The organism is Peteryoungia rhizophila (assembly GCF_004912145.1).
Classification (GTDB): Bacteria; Pseudomonadota; Alphaproteobacteria; order Rhizobiales; family Rhizobiaceae; genus Allorhizobium; species Allorhizobium rhizophilum.
Map to the genome: position 1 here is coordinate 385,237 of NZ_STGT01000002.1, position 15,974 is coordinate 401,210.

Sequence of the window (15,974 nt, forward strand, 5' to 3'; positions counted from 1 at the left end):
GTTAAGCTGAGTATTTGGTGAACTGGTTACTACGACTTTTTATAGTATTAGCCCGTCAGGCGGGATTTTCACCGTGCATACACGCAACTATAGCGCTTTAGATCCATGTTTTCGGCAATCAGCCGGTGATATCGATCACGCCGCAGTCTCCGGCCTCTGAGGCGAAAGCGAGGAGCTTGCCCGTGCTGCTCCAGGCGAGCGAGGTGACAGCGCCCTTGCCCGGGCGGCGCAGAAGCGCCTCCTTGCCGTCGGCAATGCGGACCGCGAGGATCATGCCGTCGATGAATCCGATCGCCAAAACCTCTTCGATCGGGTGGAAGGCGACCTGAGTGACGAGAATGTTGGCGCGGGTGCCGAGTTCCAGCGGAGCCTTGCCCATCGGGCCGTCCTTGCCGGAAAACGGCCAGACGATTGCAGCCGGCGCGCCTGACGAGGCGAGCCACTTGCCCTTCAGGGACCAGGACAGGGATTTGACCTTGGCCGGATAGCCGGTCATGCGCATGTGGCGGGTGTCGGCGGCCTTGCCGTCGAGCTTCCAGCCATGCAGCGCCGATTCCTGCATCATGGTGACGACGAAGCGGCCGTCAGGCGAGAAGGTGACGCCGGTATGGGCTCCCTTCCAGTCGAGATCGACAGGCGCGCCTGCCGTTCCGACCCAGTGCAGCGTGACGCCATTGTAGCGTGCGACGGCGATGCGCAGGCCCTTGGGCGCGAAATCCACCGCCTCGACCGTGCGCTCCTCGGTGAATTCCTTCGTTGTGCCGTCGGCAAGACGCACGAAGGCCGACTTGCCATGGGCATAGGCGACGGCACCCTGCGGGCCTGGCGCCACGACGGAAATCCACTTGCGCGGCACGTGGGCGAGTTCGGTCACGGTGCCGTCATGGGCGATGCGCAGCACGCGACCGTCTTCACCACCGGTCAGCAGCGTCTGGCTTGCCGGATCCTTGATGCAAGTGAGGAGGCCGGCATTGGCCTCCGTCACCTTCTCGCCGCCGTCCAGCCGGTGAACAGCACCCGTCGCGGCAGCAAAGACCGGGATGTCTCCGAGGAAATGGGTGGAGACAACGTGACCTTCGATATCGAGTGGCGCGACAGTGGGCATACGGACAGGCTTTCTTTCGGGCAGATTTCAAGGGTAAGGGGGCGCAAAGCGCCCCGGTCAGTCAATTCAGGCGGTCGCTTCGCAGGCCTTGAAGCTTGCTTCCAGCTTCTCGCGATCGAGTTCGCGGCCGATGAAGACAAGGCGGCTTTCGCGCTTCTCGCCATCCTTCCACGGGCGCTGGTGATCGCCTTCGACGATCATGTGGACGCCCTGCACGACATAGCGCTCTTCGTCGCCCTTGAAGGCGATGATGCCCTTCAGGCGCAGGATGTTCGGACCTTGCGTCTGGGTCACCTTCTGGATCCAGGGGAAGAAACGGTCCGGGTTCATCTCACCGCCGCGAAGCGAAACCGAGGTGACGGTAACATCGTGGATCGCAGAGGGGGCATGGTCGTGGTGGTGGTGGCCATGGTCGTGATGATGGTGTTCGTGCCCGTGGTCATGGTCATGGTGATCATGCCCATGGTGGTGGTCGTGGTCGCAATCCGGGCCGCAGACATGATCCGGGTCGTCATGGTCGAGGAAGTGCGGGTCGTTTTCCAGCGCGCGCTCAAGGTTGAAGGCGCCCTGATCGAGTACCTTGGAGAGATCCACGCCCGAACGCGTCGTCGAATAGATGCGGGCGGACGGGTTGATCGCGCGCACGATGTGCTCGATCTGGTGCAGTTCGTCATGGCTGACGAGATCGGCCTTGTTGATCACGACGACGTCGGCAAAGGCAATCTGGTCTTCGGCCTCGCGGCTGTCCTTGAGGCGCAGCGGCAGATGCTTGGCATCGACCAGAGCCACCACGGCGTCGAGCTCGGTCTTTGCGCGGACATCGTCATCCATGAAGAAGGTCTGAGCGACTGGGACCGGATCAGCCAGGCCTGTCGTTTCGACGATGATGCCGTCGAAGCGGCCCGGGCGGCGCATCAGGCCTTCCACAACGCGGATCAGGTCGCCGCGCACCGTGCAGCAGACGCAGCCATTGTTCATCTCGTAGATTTCTTCATCCGACTCGACGATCAGGTCATTGTCGATACCGATCTCGCCGAACTCGTTGACGATGACGGCGTATTTCTTGCCGTGGTTTTCCGACAGGATACGGTTCAAGAGCGTCGTCTTGCCGGCACCGAGATAGCCGGTGAGCACGGTGACGGGTGTCGGTTTTACGGATGCTTCGGTCATGAAAGCCTCTGATGTCAGGGGGCGCCGGGCGATGCGGCTGTAATGGTATTACCCCCATATAGGCGTTCCGCTTCGCCAGTTCAAAGGCTTTCGTCAAGCTGTATCCATGTCTGAGACGTCGAACGCATGTACGTCATCCAGCAGTTCCAAAATGCCCCTCACTGCGTGAGCGATCAGTGCCTCACCCCGCTCCGCCGTTGCCGCCGCCGCATTGCCGGTGACGCCGTCCGGGTTGAGGTCCGACATCTTCCAGCCGAAGGCATGGGGCCCGTAGGCGCGCAGGTGTTTGTAGCGCGCCGCGAAGTCCGACTGGCGCGAGGGGAAGTTGCGAGCCTTGGTCATATCGACTTGCTTCGGGGCCAGGGCCAGCATGACCGAGGTCTCGATATCACCGCCGTGGATGTCGATCGCCTTGTCCTCTGGGCTCATCCAGCCGTCCGGAATGCCGAAGCGGGTCCAGCTGGTGGCGACCACCAGCATGTTAAAACGAATGCGGGCCTCGGTCGCCACGATGGTCAGGAGCGGCGAGTTGCCGCCATGGGCGTTGAGCAGCACGAGCTTGCGGATGCCCTGGCGGTTCAGGGTCTCGGCGATGCCGAGCCAGCGGTGGACGGCATCTTCGAAGGTGAGAGTGCGCGTGCCTTCCACATCCATGTGTTCGATGGAATAGCCGATCGCTTCGACCGGCAGGATGGTCACAGGCAGATGGGCGGGGAGGGCCTCCGCCAGGCGGTTTGCAATGCCCGATGCAATGATCGTGTCGGTCTCTAAGGGCAAGTGCGGGCCATGCTGTTCATGGGCGCCGAGGGGAAGGACGGCGATCCAGTCGGCGCGGTCAATAGACGTCAGGGCCGGATCGTTCTGGTCGTACCACGACACCGGTTTCACCATCTGGTCTAAGCTCCTGATCTTCGTTATGCATGGCAACCAAACGTCGCGGCGGGTAATGCAGCGGTTGTAGCGCGTGTCCATCGGGGAGAGTCATGGCGAAAAAGGACAAGGCCGACAAGGACCGCGGCGAAAAGAAGAAGGCCAAGAAGAAGGAGCCTCCGGCCTTCGGGGTGCTCAGCTCCACGGTCACTCAGGTCGCCCGGGCGTTGCGCACGAGGCTGTCGCACGGGCTCGCCGAGAGCGGCCTCTACCCCGGTCAGGACGGCGTGGTGCAACTGCTCGCTCAGGAGGATGGCCAGACGCCGGGTGCGCTTGCTCATCAGCTCGGGGTGAAGGCGCCGACCATGACACGTACGATCGGACGGATGGAGGCGCAGGGTTTCGTTCAGCGTCGCACCGACGGTCGCGACGGGCGGCTCACCAAGGTCTATCTCACCGACGAAGGGCGCGGCAGTGTCGCGCGCATCGAGGAAGCCATGCAGGCTTGCGAGGCGCAGGCGCTGGAGGGCCTGTCGGGCAAAGAGTTGAAGACGCTGGTGAAGCTGCTTTCGGTGATCGAAGACAATCTCGTCCAGAACGGGGTTGCCAGGCCCTCTGCTACGTCCGACGACGACGATTGAAATCGCAGATTAAATTGTTTAATTAAAACATTTAAGGGCGCGCGAACGCCCACCGGCCTGCTGCGAGGGAGGAAACGTGGCACAAAAGGTAAAGCTGTCGACCATTGCGGAAACGCTCGGTCTCTCCACTGCCACCATATCGCTCGCCCTGCGCGACAGTCCGCTGGTTGCGGCCGACACCCGTGAAAAGATCAAGGACCAGGCCCGCGCGCTCGGCTACATCTACAACCGCCGTGCTGCGAGCCTGCGCACCTCGCGGTCCGGCATCATCGGTGTCGTCGTACATGACATCATGAACCCGTTCTATGGGGAAATCCTCAAGGCGATCGAAACCGAGCTCGACCGCAGCCGTCATACTTTCATTCTCTCCAATCACTATGACAGCGTCGACAAGCAGCGCATGTTCATCGAGACGCTGCTGCAGCTCGGCGGTGACGGCGTGATCATGTCGCCGGCCATCGGCACGCCGCCGGAAGACGTTTTGCTGGCCGAGAACAACAACATGCCGGCCATCTTCGTGGCGCGTTCGATGGATGGGCTGGATGTGCCGATCTATCGTGGCGACGACACCTATGGCATTTCGCTGGCGACCAACCACCTGATCGGCCTCGGCCACCGTTCGATCGCGATGATCGGCGGCACGGACCAGACCTCGACGGGACGTGACCGCTACCAGGGCTATGTGAATGCGTTGCGCAAGGCGGGGATCGAAGTCGATCCAGGCCTGCGTATCCCGGGGCCGCGTACAAAGCAGGGCGGCTTCGAGGCGGCGGTCAATTTCCTGTCGCTGCCGCAGAAGCCAACGGCGGCCGTCTGCTGGAACGACCTCGTCGCGATCGGGTTGATGAACGGCATCGCGCGCGCGGGGCTGATCCCAGGCCAGGATATATCCGTCACCGGCTATGACGACCTCGAGGAAGCCTCGATCGCAACGCCGTCGCTGACGACCGTTTGGAACGGACAGGCGGAGGTCGGACGTCTCGCTGCACGTGCGCTGCTCGACAAGCTCGCCGGCAGCCACGAGCCCGACGGTATCCATCTGATCAAGCCCGAAATGCGCATTCGCCAGTCGACGGCCCCGATCCGCCGCTGAACCTCCGCCGGCTTCCATGTCCGGCCGCCTTCTCATTCTACCCGCCTGGAGACAGTCATGTCCGATCAAGCCCTCGTGTTGATCCCCGGTCGCATACATCCGCGTGTCCGCGCCCGCCTCGCAGAACGCTTCGAGGTCCTCGAAGTCGCCGATGCATCTGCTGCGGAAGCGACGCCAGAGCAATTGGCGCGGGTGCGCGGCGCTGCCGTGTCCGGGCGCTTTCCCGCTTCCCTGATCGAACGCCTGCCGAAGCTCGAGATGATCGGCAGTTTCGGGGTCGGCTATGACGGCGTCGATGTGGGTGCCGCTGCGGCGCGGGGGATCATCGTCACCCACACGCCCGATGTGCTCAACGACGAAGTGGCGGACACCACGATCGCGCTGCTTCTCAACACCGTGCGCCAGTTTCATTTTGCCGAACGTTACCTGCGCGAGGGACGTTGGGAGCGCGAAGGGGCCTTTCCTCTTTCGCCCTTGTCCCTGAAAGGCCGCAAGGTCGGCATCCATGGCCTTGGACGGATCGGCATGGAGATCGCAGCACGGCTCGCGCCGTTCAAGGTGGATATCGCCTATCATACCCGCCGCCCGCGCGAGGACGTGTCCTATGTCTATCACGACAGCCTGGTTGGGCTGGCCAAGGCGGTCGATATCCTGATCTCGATCGTTCCTTCGACCCCGCAGACGAACGGCGCGATCAATGCCGAGGTTCTGGCAGCACTTGGATCGAACGGCGTTCTGATCAATGTCGGTCGCGGTACAACGGTGGACGACGCGGCTCTCATCGCAGGGCTTCAGAATGGCACGATCGCGGCCGCCGGTCTCGATGTATTCACTGCAGAACCCCATGTGCCGCAAGCGCTGATCGACCTTCCGAATGTCTCGCTGCTGCCCCATGTCGCCTCGGCCTCGGTGCCGACGCGCGATGCCATGGCCGATCTCGTGGCCGACAACGTGATTTCTTGGTTCGATACCGGCCGTCCGCTGACCCCGGTTCCCGAGACGCCGGTTTCGCCGCGCTGATTCGCTACGCCAGCCTTCCGCAAGCTTGATGCCGCATCCTGTGCGGATCATGAGGTCTCAAGCGGAAGGATGCTGCGATGAAGTCCTCTTTCGTCATTGTCGCGACGGCAGTGGTGTGTGCTGGTATTTCAGCGATCGGGATCGGCTTCTGGGCCGGCCCTCGGCAGGTCGCGCAGGAAGCGGCGGACCCGATCGTCCTCGGGACCATTCCGTCGGCCTTGCGCTCGACATCGTCCGTCCCGTCCTCCTTTCAGGCGCATGTGATGTCGCCTCCCGCAATCTTTTCGGTTTCCAACTTTACCCGCAAAACCGTCTGTATCGTGGAACGGGGAGCGGCTCTGACCAGCCGTAGTCGAGACTTCTATGCGCCACCGGATTGTGAGCAAGTCTGGCCAGGATTGGCACGCGCGAGCAACTGGACGCAGAATGAAGATGGCAGTGTCATCATTTCGGACTCCAATGGTGCGATCCTGTTGACGCTTGTGCGGGGGCGGCACTTTTCCTACGAAGCGGCAGATGAGCCGGGTGCCGATCTTGCTCTCCTGATGTTGCCTTGATCGCGGACTGGGTGCGGAGATCGTCTTGTTCAGTCGAGGCGTGGCGTCCCCGTGATCCGAACACATGCCAGCGCGCAAAATTCTTTGCTTGCGCTAACATAGTCTCAAGCTCAACTTTCTTCATGCCAACCAGTTTCTAAGCCAAAAGAATGAGGCCAAGCGCTTGAACGGCTTTGGCTAAAATGGTTAGCTCGCGCATCGCTGCCGGGAGGGGCCGACGATGCCCGCCGGTGGGGCAACAACTGGGAGGTAGTTCATGGATCGTCGTTCATTCATCAAGAAGGCTGGCGTTGCCGGTGCAGGCGCCGCTGCGTCCACCGTGCTCGCAGCTCCTGCAATTGCGCAAGGTGCACCGAAAGTGACCTGGCGCCTGACGTCGTCTTTCCCGAAGTCGCTCGACACCATCTATGGCGGTGCGGATGATCTCGCCAAACATGTGTCGGAAGCAACCGACGGCAATTTTCAGATCCAGGTCTTTGCAGCCGGCGAAATCGTTCCGGGCCTTCAGGCCGCCGATGCAGTCTCGGCCGGCACTGTCGAAATGTGCCATACGTGCTCCTATTATTACGTCGGCAAGGATCCGACTTTCGCCATCGGTACGGCCATCCCCTTCGGCCTAAACGCGCGCCTGACCAATGCCTGGTTCTATGAAGGCAACGGCAATACGCTGATGAACGAATTCTATGCCACGCACGGTATCGTCGGCTTCCTCGCCGGCAATACGGGCGCGCAGATGGGCGGCTGGTTCCGCAAGGAAATCAACACGGTCGACGACTTCAAGGGCGTCAAGATGCGCATCGCCGGCCTTGCCGGTCGCGTGGTCGAGAAGCTCGGCGTCGTGCCGCAGCAGATTCCAGGCGGTGACATCTATCCCGCGCTTGAAAAGGGCACGATCGACGCCGCCGAATGGGTTGGCCCATACGACGACCAGAAGCTCGGCTTCAACAAGGTTGCGCCTTACTACTACTACCCGGCCTTCTGGGAAGGTGGCCCGGTCATTCACGCCTTCGCCAACAAGGAGAAGTTCGAAGGCCTGCCGGCCGGTTATCAGGCTGCACTGCGTGATGCGTGCGCCTTCGCCAATACCAACATGATGGCGAAGTACGACCTGAAGAACCCGAAGGCGATCAAGGAACTCGTGGCCGCCGGCACGCAGCTGCGTCCCTACAGCCAGGAAATCCTCGAGGCCTGCTTCAACGCTGCGACTGAGGTCTATGCGGAAATCACCGCGTCGAACGAGTCGTTCAAGAAGATCTACGAAGACCAGGTCGCGTTCAAGCGCGAAGCCTATCTGTGGATGCAGCTGTCGGAATACACCTACGACACCTTCATGATGATGCAGCAGCGCGCCGGCAAACTCTGAGCCTTCCGGATTTCGCTTTTCGACCGGCCTCCTTCGGGGGGGCCGGTTTTTTTGTGCGTCATGCATTTGGCCCAAAGCCGGCAAAGAGAAAGCCCCCGCATGGGGGGCCTTCGTTGCTGTTCAATTGAACGCGGGGGGCTGGCTGAGATCCGGCGGAGCGGGTGCTGCCGGCGCCGGGGTTCCGCCGAAATCCGGAGGCGGAAGACCCAGGCTTGGAGCAGGAGCCGCAGGTGCCGAACCCGCAGGGGCGGGGGCGGACGGCTGGCTGGAGCCGAAGTTGGGAGGTGGCAGGCCGAAGGACGGGGCCGGCGTTGCTCCACCGCCGGTGCCCGGCTGTCCGAAGGATGGCGTGGTGGGCGCGCCGAAGCCGGGCAGTTCGATCTGGATCGTGCTCGGGTCCGATACCACCGGGGTATCCTTGTAATGCATCACCAGGCCCGGGAAGGCGATGACGGTGATGATTGCCAGGAATTGGATGATTATGAACGGCAATACACCCTTGTAGATATCCATGGTCTTGATGCCGTCCCGCATCTGTCCGGTCACCTTGTCCTTCCAGCGTCCCTCCGGGGCGACGGAGCGCAAGTAGAAGAGCGAGAAGCCGAAGGGCGGCGTCAGGAAGGACGTTTGCAGGTTGATGCCGATAATGATGCCGAACCAGACGAGGTCGATCCCGTGGCTCTGGGCGACGGGCACCAGAAGTGGCACCATGATGAAGGCGATCTCGAAGAAGTCGAGGAAGCAGCCGAGGATGAAGATGATGATCGTGACCACGATCAGGAAGCCGTATTCGCCACCCGGCAGGGCCAGCATCAGATCCTCGATCCAGACATTGCCGTTGATGCCGTAGAAGGTCAGGCCGAAGACGCGGGCTCCGATCAGGATCATCATGACGAAGGCGGAGAGACGCGTTGTGGCGTCGAGCGCATTCTTCAGGATGGAAAGGTTCATGCGTCCCTTGGCGGTCGCGATGATGAGCGCGCCGGTCGCACCCATGGCGCCGCCTTCCGTCGGTGTTGCAATCCCGAGGAAGATCGTGCCGAGAACGAGGAAGATCAGTGCGAGCGGCGGGACCATGACGATGATCACCTGCTGGGCGAGCCGGGAGATCACGTTGAGGTTCATGCCGCGATTGACCAGGGCAAAGACGTAGACAGAGATGACGCCGAAGGCGAGTGCGGCCACGAGTTGCCATTCGGCGCTGGCGATGCCGGTGAACAGGATGTGGTAGCCGAGGAAGTAGAGGCCGGTGCCGATTGCGATCATCACGAGAAGCGAGGTGACGCCGTCGCCGAGGGTCCGGGCTTCCTTGGGAAGGGCCGGGGCCCATTCCGGCTTGATGAGGGTCACAGCGAAGATGTAGGCGCAATAGGCGGCAATGACCATCAGGGCCGGGTAGAGCGCGCCGACATACATGTCGCCGACCGAGCGGCCGAGCTGGTCGGCCATGACGATCAGGACGAGCGAGGGCGGGACGATCTGGGCGAGCGTGCCGGAAGCGGCGATGGTGCCGGAGACCAGCGGGCCATTATACTTGTAGCGCAGCATGATCGGCAGCGAGATCAGGCCCATGGCCATGACCGAGGCCGCTACGACGCCGGTGGTCGCGCCGAGCAGGGCGCCGACGAGGATGACGGCATAGGCGAGACCGCCACGCACGGGGCCGAACAGCTGGCCGATCGTATCGAGCAGGTCTTCGGCCATGCGTGACCGTTCGAGAATGAGCCCCATCAAGGTGAAGAACGGGATCGACAGCAGGGTGTCGTTGTACATGATCCCGTAGATGCGTTCCGGATGGGATTGCAGGAGCGGCCAGAACAGGCGGATCTCCGAGGAGATGTGCGAGACTTCGACGCCGACGACGAAATAGATCAAGCCACCGGCGGCGAGCGTGAAGGCGACGGGATAGCCGAGCAGCAACATCAGCATGACGCTGGTGAACATGATCGGCGCGAGATTATGGGCGATAAGGTCGATCATCTCAGGCCTCCGTGCCTTCAGTCACCGGCGGTGCCACGTTCGGGTCTTCGATCCGGCCCATCAGTACGGCAGCGCGCTTGATGATTTCCGAGAAGGCCTGGGCGGTCAGAAGCATGAAGCCGATCAGCACGACAGCCTTGGCAGGCCAGATGATCAGGCCCCCGGCGCTCGAAGAGACTTCTCCCGACCGGAAGGACAACCAGAACCAGGGCCAGGCCAGATAGGCCATCAGAGTGGAAAAGGGCACCAGAAAGATGATGTGGAGGATCAGATCGATCCAGTCCCGTGTCCGCTTCGTCCATCCACTCGACAGGATGTCGATGCGGATATGCTCATTGCGAAGCAGTGCATAGGCAGCGGCAAGCATGAACACGGTACCAAAGAGATACCACTGAAGCTCGAGCCAGGCATTGGATGAAATGTCGAAGGCCTTGCGAATAACGGCATTGCCGGCGCTGATCAGGACGGCGGCCAGAAGCAGCCAGGAAACCCAGCGCCCAATGGCCCCGTTGATCGCGTCGATCAGCCGGGAAACAGCCAACAGGATTGTCATTGTGTGTGTTCTCCCCTTGTCCTTTCGTGCTTAGAGCAATGGTAAACGGCGCGCAACTGCACAGGCCAGCCCTTGTCGGGGAGCCTACGAAAGTTGAACTTTCGTGCAATTGCGGGTGCGGGCTCACAGTGTCGCCAGGTGCACTCGGCCTTGGCCATCCCGTGGCATTTGAACGATTTCCCTATGCCGCCTTTAACGGGTTGTGACGTACGCGTTTGCGTCCCGCTTCGAAGCAGTGCATTTTAGACTTTGCTTCGTTTCATGCATTACTGTGACGTTTCAGGACAGGTTTTTTTAGCCGCCGGGATCCGGCCATCGGGATTGGAAGAGGCGTTTTTTGACAGCTGAGGTTTCGCGTCCAGCCTCGCCGGGAGGACAAGTCATGAGGGCCGAGAAGCGGCGCGACCAGACCGTGCCCACGGATGTCTATCTGTCGTTCGTGAGTTCTCTGTTCGGCAACCGTTTCACGCTGTTCACCGGCATGTTTGTCCACATCCTGACCTTCATCACGGTCTTCGTGCAAACCGGGGCCACCTTCTATCTGCTGCTATGCGGCTGCTTCGTTCTGATTTTCGCCTTCCGCCTCCACTCGTTTTTCGTCTTCGATCGCAAAGACAAGGCGACGCTCAGCCGAGCGCAGATCGCAGCCTGGGAGCGGCGTTACGTTTTGGGGGGCGCATCGACGATGGCGATCCTCGGGATCGGCAGCGGTTATGCGATGCTCGCCTTCCAGGACACGTTCGCCGAACTCGCCTGCATTTCGGTTGCCATGGCGACCATGGTCTCCATTGTCGGGCGCAATTATGGTTCCCGGCTGGCGGTCGATCTTCAGACGCTGGCCTGCTGCGCGCCCATGGTGATCGGCAGCCTGCTGTCGCAGGATGTCTACAAGTCGCTTCTGTCGCTGTTGCTGATCCCCTTCTGGTTGACCACCCGGGCCATGGCAAACGGGGTTCGGGACTTCCTTTACGAGAATGTCATTGCGTCGCGCGAAATGGCGAAGATCGCCGATCGTTTCGATACAGCGCTCAGCAACATGACCCATGGTCTTCTGATGCTCGATCCGGACAACCGGATCGAAGTGGTCAATCGCAAGGCCTGCGAACTGCTCAATCTCGGGGATCGCCGGCGGCTGACGGGCTGCGATCTCGATGTCGTGCTGCGCTACGGTGTTCGCCACACCTTCATCGACGGCACCATGCCCAGCCTCCTGCAGAAGCAGCTCTCGCAGCTGACGCAAGGGATCTCCAACCGCGCCGTGATGCATTTCTCGGAGGATCTGGTGCTTGAGTTCTCGGCCCGGCGGCGGGACGAGGGCGGTGTCGTGCTGATATTCGAGGATGTCACTGCGCGGGTGCGTGCGGACCGCAAGATCCTGCACATGGCGCGCTACGACGGCCTGACTGGACTGCCGCAACGCGCCTATTTCAACGATATCGTGCGCGAACGGCTGGAGCAGGCGGATGCCGTCGGGCGGACGATCGGGCTGATGATCCTCGACGTCGCCGACTTCAAGCATGTGAACGATCTCAAGGGGCATCTCGCCGGAGACAGGCTGCTTTCCGCAATCGCGACCCGGCTTACGGAGCTCGCAGCCGGCAAGGCGGTGGTGGGGCGGCTGGTCGGCGATCACTTCATTCTCTTCTTCCCGAATGTGGAGCAAGCCGGCGATCTCGGCGACGAGATGCGACAACTGCATGCTGCGGCATGCAACCGCTACAAGGTCGACGGGGCGCAAATACCGGTCGTCTTCTCCGCTGGAGGCGTCTTGCTTGATAGCGCGGAACCGAAGATGGAGGAGTGGCCCGTCAAACTCGACATCGCGCTGTTCGAATCCAAGGCGCGCAATCGCGGCCAGTTTACGCTCTTCGAAGAGGAGATGGATGCACGCCACCTGGAACGGCAACGGCTGAAGGCGGATTTGCGTGCGGCCGTCGACGATCAAGGGATCACGGTCGTCTATCAGCCCATGTTCACGCCCGATGGCCATGGGCTCGTCTGCTGCGAGGCGCTGGCGCGCTGGCATCATGCCGAGAAGGGAGCCATCGCGCCCAATATCTTCATCCAGATCGCCGAGGAGATGGGCATTGTCACGTCCATAACGCAGCAGGTGCTGCGCAAGGCCTGCATCGACTGCCGCAGCTGGCCCGAGACCATAGGGGTGTCGGTCAATCTGTCCGTCCACGACCTCCGCCACGAAGACCTGTCCGAAACGGTTGAGGCAATCCTGGCGGAAACCGGGCTTGCACCGCGGCGCCTGCATCTGGAAGTCACCGAGAGCAGCCTGATCGAGGAACTGTCCGAAGCGCGTGCGGTCCTCGATCGCTTGCGCAGCCTCGGCATCACGATCTCGATCGACGATTTCGGAACGGGGTTCTCGAGCCTCAGCTACCTCGATACGCTTCCGGTCGATGTCGTGAAGATCGATCGCTCTTTCGTCCGCAACATCGGAGAGGACCCGCGCCGCCTGAAACTGCTGCGCGGCATCGTTGCGCTCACACGGGGGCTCGATATCGGGATTGTCATCGAGGGCGTCGAGACGGGGGAGCAGCTGGCGCTGATCAGGAAGCACAACTGCGCCGACCTGATCCAGGGTTATGTCTTCTCCATGCCAATCGCTGCGCAGGCCGTGGAAGCGTTAGCGCAGGAAGCAGAGATCACCGGGCTGACAGGGCAGAGCGGCGTGGCCTGACGCAGACGGTATAAAACCCACGCAATACTTTCTATGTTGCTTGAATGCTGTATTAGTCAGAAGTCAATTGAACTCAGTCGGTTTCATATGTGACCGTTAACCTTAATAGGGAAGACTTTAATCTATTGTTAATATCTAGGGGCGCGGACCGGATCCCTGCGTGATACCCCGGGAGCTATCGGCGGTAACCGTAGCGAGCGTCTGGCATGGAATTGGAAGGCTTTTCGGAACGATTGATGCGTCACCTCGATTTCATCGAGTATCGGCGGATCGAGACTAACGAGGATTTCGAGGGGATCGAGCAGCTCCGCTACAAGACCTACAAGGCGGCCGACATGATCCCGCGCGCTGCGCCCAGCATGATAGACGAAGCGGATTTCGACCCGCATGCCTATGTCTTCGGGATCTACTACTTCGAGGAACTGGTCAGCACGATCAGGCTTCATCATGTGACGCCGGAGCATCCGCTCTCGCAATCGGCCCAGGTCTTTCCCGACGTCATGGAGGCGTATCTCGACGCGGGGCTGACCATCATCGACCCCGCGCGCTTCGCGGTGGATCCCGCTTTTGCAACGGAGGTTTCCGTTCTTCCCTATATCACGCTCAGACCAAGCATCGTCGCTGCCGCCTATTTCAAGGCAGACCGGGTTCTACAACCCGTGCGACCGCCGCACGCGGCCTTCTACAAGCGAGTCTTCTATGCGGAGACGGTCGTTGAGCGGCGGATGACCGAAGTTTATGGTCGTGAGCTCACCCTGATGGCGACGAACACGCATACGACAGGAGAGAAGCTCCTGAAGCGCTACCCCTTCTTCGATTCTGGCGTCTACGAGCGGCGGATGATGTTCGGACGCGGGGAGGGGGCACTGCCGACGACACCCTTGACGATCCTGCCCTCGGCGCGGCTCGTGGCGGCAGGCAAGATCTCCGGTGCCATCGCCGGGCGGGATTATTGACGCTAACCCGCGGATACGATTGCACTCCGGCTAGCGTTTGTGTATGCGGGAAAAGACGTAATTTCGCCCATAGCCGTGTCCTCAGTGATTCTGCCGTGGTGCCGCCAGTCCTTGAGAATTGGGAGATCGAACATGAGCGAACATCATTCCGGTCCGGTCGAAACCGGTGCTACCATGGACTACAAGGAGCACGAAAAGACCTATGACCTTTTCATCGCCGGCGCCAAATATGGCACCGCGCTGCTCGTTGCTCTCATGATTGCAATGGCTGCCGGTTTCTTCGGCGGTGCGGGCCTGCTCGGCGGCCTGCTGATCTGGATCGTTCTGTCGGTCGCCGGCGTCTTCATGATGCGCTGACCGCCATAAAAACTTTGATCTGCATGAGGCGGTCCGGAAACGGGCCGTCTTTTTCGTTGGCCCCAATGTCTTAAATCTAATCCGCGGAAACAAAAAAACGGCGGGTTGCCCCGCCGCTCTCAAATCCGTGTCTCGTCCAGTTTTCAGGTCGTTCCGCGCGTGCGTGCGAGGCCCTGCTTGGCCGGCTCGTATTTCGGGTCGAGGCGCAGAGCGTGGCTGTAGGACTTGGCAGCCCGTGCCTTGTCGCCGCGGCGCTCGTAAACGAGTGCCTGATTGGCCCAGCTCTCGGCGATGCTGTTGTTCAGCTCGATCGCCAGATTGAAATCGGCAAAGGCGTTTTCGTCGTCGTTCAGCGCGATGTAGGAGACGCCGCGACCATTGTAGGGTTCCGGTGCGCGCGACGACAGCGAGATGGCCTTCGAGAAGTCATCGATCGCCTTGGCGTGGTCGCCACGCAGCTGATAGATCAGGCCGCGATTGTGATAGGCGCGGCCGTCTGTCGTGTCGAGCTGGATGGCGCGGTTGAAATCGCCGAAAGCTTCGTCGATGCGACCGGCCTGGCGGTAGATGTTGCCGCGACCGATATAGGCGACGTCGTAGTTCGGGTTGATCTTGAGCGCCGCATTGTAGTCGGCGGCCGCTTCGACGGGCTTGCCCATGTTGCGATAGACCAGCGCACGGTTCGCATAGGCCTGGAAGAATTGCGGATTGATCTGCAGGGCGGTGTTGAAATCGTCGAGCGCCTGCTTGAACTGGCCGGCACGACCATAGGCAGAACCGCGCACATTGTAACCTTCCGGAGCGCGCGGATTGGCCTGAATGACGGCGGTGAGGGACGCGATGTTCTCGTCGGAACCCTGGGCACGATCGAGGCGGATCACGTCGGTCGTTTCCGTCGTCGTGGCGCAGCCTGCCAGGGTCAGGGCGGCGAGCAGGGCCACGGCAGAGGCCAGGCGGTGCTTGCGGTCAGTGTTGGAGGCAGTCATCAGCACGGAGGTTTTCGTCATGAGGCGCATCATCCGGCCGCTGTCTGCGCCGCATCAGGCCTCAGACAGCGCAAGTTCGTGTTTGATATCAAAAAAGCGGCGGCGATTCGTTTCGCCCCCGCTCTCATTTCACAGGAAAACGTCTAAAACGGGGCCGATCAACGGCCGCGAGCAACGGCGACTACGCCGCTTTCGCGCAAGGCTTTCTTACGGGCGAGCTTGCGGACGCGGCGAACGGATTCAGCCTTCTCACGCGCACGCTTCTGCGACGGCTTCTCATAGAAGTCGTGCATCTTCATTTCGCGGAAGACGCCTTCGCGCTGCAGCTTCTTCTTGAGAGCGCGGAGCGCCTGGTCAACGTTGTTGTCGCGGACTAGTACCTGCACGTTTATCCCGTTCCTTCGGTTGTTGGTGTTGTGTCCTTCCGCCAATGCGTGTCACATCAACGGAAACAGCCTATCGGTTCGCGCGGCCCATGAGTCCGGCGATTAGGGTGCCTGTTACCAGAAGAGGTGGGCAAAGTCCATATGCTGCAGGGCTTCTGGTCAAGAATTTTCAGGCGAGCCACGCCCCTTTTGACGGGGTGTCGAAAGCCGGGTGGTATTGCGTCGCAAAACGGACGTCATGTCGT

At 61.1% G+C, this 15,974-nt stretch carries 15 protein-coding genes; 8 read left to right on the plus strand and 7 right to left on the minus strand.

The features are described 5' to 3' along the window. Positions 1-118: 118 nt before the first annotated feature. The 3 genes from E9677_RS07780 to E9677_RS07790 form a co-directional block, all read right to left on the minus strand. The gene (locus E9677_RS07780) at positions 119-1,105 is read right to left on the minus strand and encodes a WD40 repeat domain-containing protein (protein ID WP_136557534.1); all 987 of its coding nucleotides are present in this window, start codon (positions 1,103-1,105) and stop codon (positions 119-121) included. Between the two features lie 66 nt (positions 1,106-1,171). Next, positions 1,172-2,275, minus strand: coding sequence for a CobW family GTP-binding protein (locus E9677_RS07785; RefSeq protein WP_136557535.1), 1,104 nt, complete (start codon positions 2,273-2,275; stop codon positions 1,172-1,174). A gap of 93 nt (positions 2,276-2,368) precedes the next feature. After that, entirely contained in the window at positions 2,369-3,166 is a 798-nt protein-coding gene (locus E9677_RS07790; protein ID WP_136557536.1) for a creatininase family protein, read from the minus strand. 92 nt (positions 3,167-3,258) lie between these two features. On the opposite strand from E9677_RS07790, the gene E9677_RS07795 reads away from it, so the two are divergent. From E9677_RS07795 to E9677_RS07815, 5 genes are all read left to right on the plus strand, one after another. Continuing rightward, positions 3,259-3,786: a MarR family winged helix-turn-helix transcriptional regulator gene (locus E9677_RS07795; RefSeq protein WP_136557537.1), complete on the plus strand. Its 528-nt coding sequence runs from the start codon at positions 3,259-3,261 to the stop codon at positions 3,784-3,786. Positions 3,787-3,862: 76 nt separating this feature from the next. Then, positions 3,863-4,879: a LacI family DNA-binding transcriptional regulator gene (locus tag E9677_RS07800; RefSeq protein ID WP_136557538.1), complete on the plus strand. Its 1,017-nt coding sequence runs from the start codon at positions 3,863-3,865 to the stop codon at positions 4,877-4,879. 57 nt (positions 4,880-4,936) lie between these two features. Continuing rightward, complete coding sequence (locus tag E9677_RS07805) at positions 4,937-5,899, plus strand: 2-hydroxyacid dehydrogenase (protein ID WP_136557539.1); 963 nt, start codon at positions 4,937-4,939, stop codon at positions 5,897-5,899. A 77-nt stretch (positions 5,900-5,976) separates the two neighbouring features. Next, positions 5,977-6,456, plus strand: a complete 480-nt coding sequence (locus E9677_RS07810; RefSeq protein ID WP_136557540.1) for a hypothetical protein — start codon at positions 5,977-5,979, stop codon at positions 6,454-6,456. Between the two features lie 256 nt (positions 6,457-6,712). Continuing rightward, a complete protein-coding gene (locus E9677_RS07815) occupies positions 6,713-7,819 on the plus strand; it encodes a TRAP transporter substrate-binding protein (RefSeq protein ID WP_136557541.1) in 1,107 nt (368 codons plus the stop codon). 120 nt (positions 7,820-7,939) lie between these two features. Here the strand turns inward: E9677_RS07815 and E9677_RS07820 are convergent, their stop codons facing one another. Beyond that, on the minus strand, positions 7,940-9,799 hold the full coding sequence (locus E9677_RS07820) for a TRAP transporter large permease (RefSeq protein ID WP_136557542.1): 1,860 nt from the start codon (positions 9,797-9,799) through the stop codon (positions 7,940-7,942). Position 9,800: 1 nt separating this feature from the next. Further along, a complete protein-coding gene (locus tag E9677_RS07825; protein ID WP_136557543.1) occupies positions 9,801-10,352 on the minus strand; it encodes a TRAP transporter small permease subunit in 552 nt (183 codons plus the stop codon). A gap of 382 nt (positions 10,353-10,734) precedes the next feature. On the opposite strand from E9677_RS07825, the gene E9677_RS07830 reads away from it, so the two are divergent. The 3 genes from E9677_RS07830 to E9677_RS07840 all read left to right on the plus strand — a co-directional run bounded on the left by E9677_RS07830 (position 10,735) and on the right by E9677_RS07840 (position 14,357). Continuing rightward, positions 10,735-13,044, plus strand: a complete 2,310-nt coding sequence (locus E9677_RS07830) for a putative bifunctional diguanylate cyclase/phosphodiesterase (RefSeq protein WP_136557544.1) — start codon at positions 10,735-10,737, stop codon at positions 13,042-13,044. 236 nt (positions 13,045-13,280) lie between these two features. Continuing rightward, entirely contained in the window at positions 13,281-14,000 is a 720-nt protein-coding gene (locus tag E9677_RS07835; protein ID WP_235882886.1) for an N-acyl amino acid synthase FeeM domain-containing protein, read from the plus strand. A gap of 132 nt (positions 14,001-14,132) precedes the next feature. Beyond that, on the plus strand, positions 14,133-14,357 hold the full coding sequence (locus E9677_RS07840; RefSeq protein WP_136557546.1) for an aa3-type cytochrome c oxidase subunit IV: 225 nt from the start codon (positions 14,133-14,135) through the stop codon (positions 14,355-14,357). 143 nt (positions 14,358-14,500) lie between these two features. Here E9677_RS07840 and E9677_RS07845 read toward each other — a convergent pair whose 3' ends face one another. Together E9677_RS07845 and rpsU are read right to left on the minus strand one after the other, a co-directional pair. Continuing rightward, the gene (locus E9677_RS07845) at positions 14,501-15,343 is read right to left on the minus strand and encodes a tetratricopeptide repeat protein (protein WP_235882918.1); all 843 of its coding nucleotides are present in this window, start codon (positions 15,341-15,343) and stop codon (positions 14,501-14,503) included. Between the two features lie 158 nt (positions 15,344-15,501). Next, a complete protein-coding gene (rpsU, locus tag E9677_RS07850; protein WP_136557548.1) occupies positions 15,502-15,729 on the minus strand; it encodes a 30S ribosomal protein S21 in 228 nt (75 codons plus the stop codon). Positions 15,730-15,974 lie beyond the last annotated feature (245 nt).

Bases quoted from the DNA above. Each gene is read 5' to 3' on its own strand.
- E9677_RS07785 (WP_136557535.1), bottom strand. From the start codon at position 2,275: ATGACCGAAGCATCCGTAAAACCGACACCCGTCACCGTGCTCACCGGC.
- E9677_RS07805 (WP_136557539.1), top strand. From the start codon at position 4,937: ATGTCCGATCAAGCCCTCGTGTTGATCCCCGGTCGCATACATCCGCGT.
- E9677_RS07780 (WP_136557534.1), bottom strand. From the start codon at position 1,105: ATGCCCACTGTCGCGCCACTCGATATCGAAGGTCACGTTGTCTCCACC.
- E9677_RS07790 (WP_136557536.1), bottom strand. From the start codon at position 3,166: ATGGTGAAACCGGTGTCGTGGTACGACCAGAACGATCCGGCCCTGACG.
- E9677_RS07820 (WP_136557542.1), bottom strand. From the start codon at position 9,799: ATGATCGACCTTATCGCCCATAATCTCGCGCCGATCATGTTCACCAGC.
- E9677_RS07810 (WP_136557540.1), top strand. From the start codon at position 5,977: ATGAAGTCCTCTTTCGTCATTGTCGCGACGGCAGTGGTGTGTGCTGGT.
- E9677_RS07795 (WP_136557537.1), top strand. From the start codon at position 3,259: ATGGCGAAAAAGGACAAGGCCGACAAGGACCGCGGCGAAAAGAAGAAG.
- E9677_RS07815 (WP_136557541.1), top strand. From the start codon at position 6,713: ATGGATCGTCGTTCATTCATCAAGAAGGCTGGCGTTGCCGGTGCAGGC.
- E9677_RS07830 (WP_136557544.1), top strand. From the start codon at position 10,735: ATGAGGGCCGAGAAGCGGCGCGACCAGACCGTGCCCACGGATGTCTAT.
- E9677_RS07835 (WP_235882886.1), top strand. From the start codon at position 13,281: ATGCGTCACCTCGATTTCATCGAGTATCGGCGGATCGAGACTAACGAG.
- E9677_RS07840 (WP_136557546.1), top strand. From the start codon at position 14,133: ATGAGCGAACATCATTCCGGTCCGGTCGAAACCGGTGCTACCATGGAC.
- E9677_RS07845 (WP_235882918.1), bottom strand. From the start codon at position 15,343: ATGACTGCCTCCAACACTGACCGCAAGCACCGCCTGGCCTCTGCCGTG.
- E9677_RS07825 (WP_136557543.1), bottom strand. From the start codon at position 10,352: ATGACAATCCTGTTGGCTGTTTCCCGGCTGATCGACGCGATCAACGGG.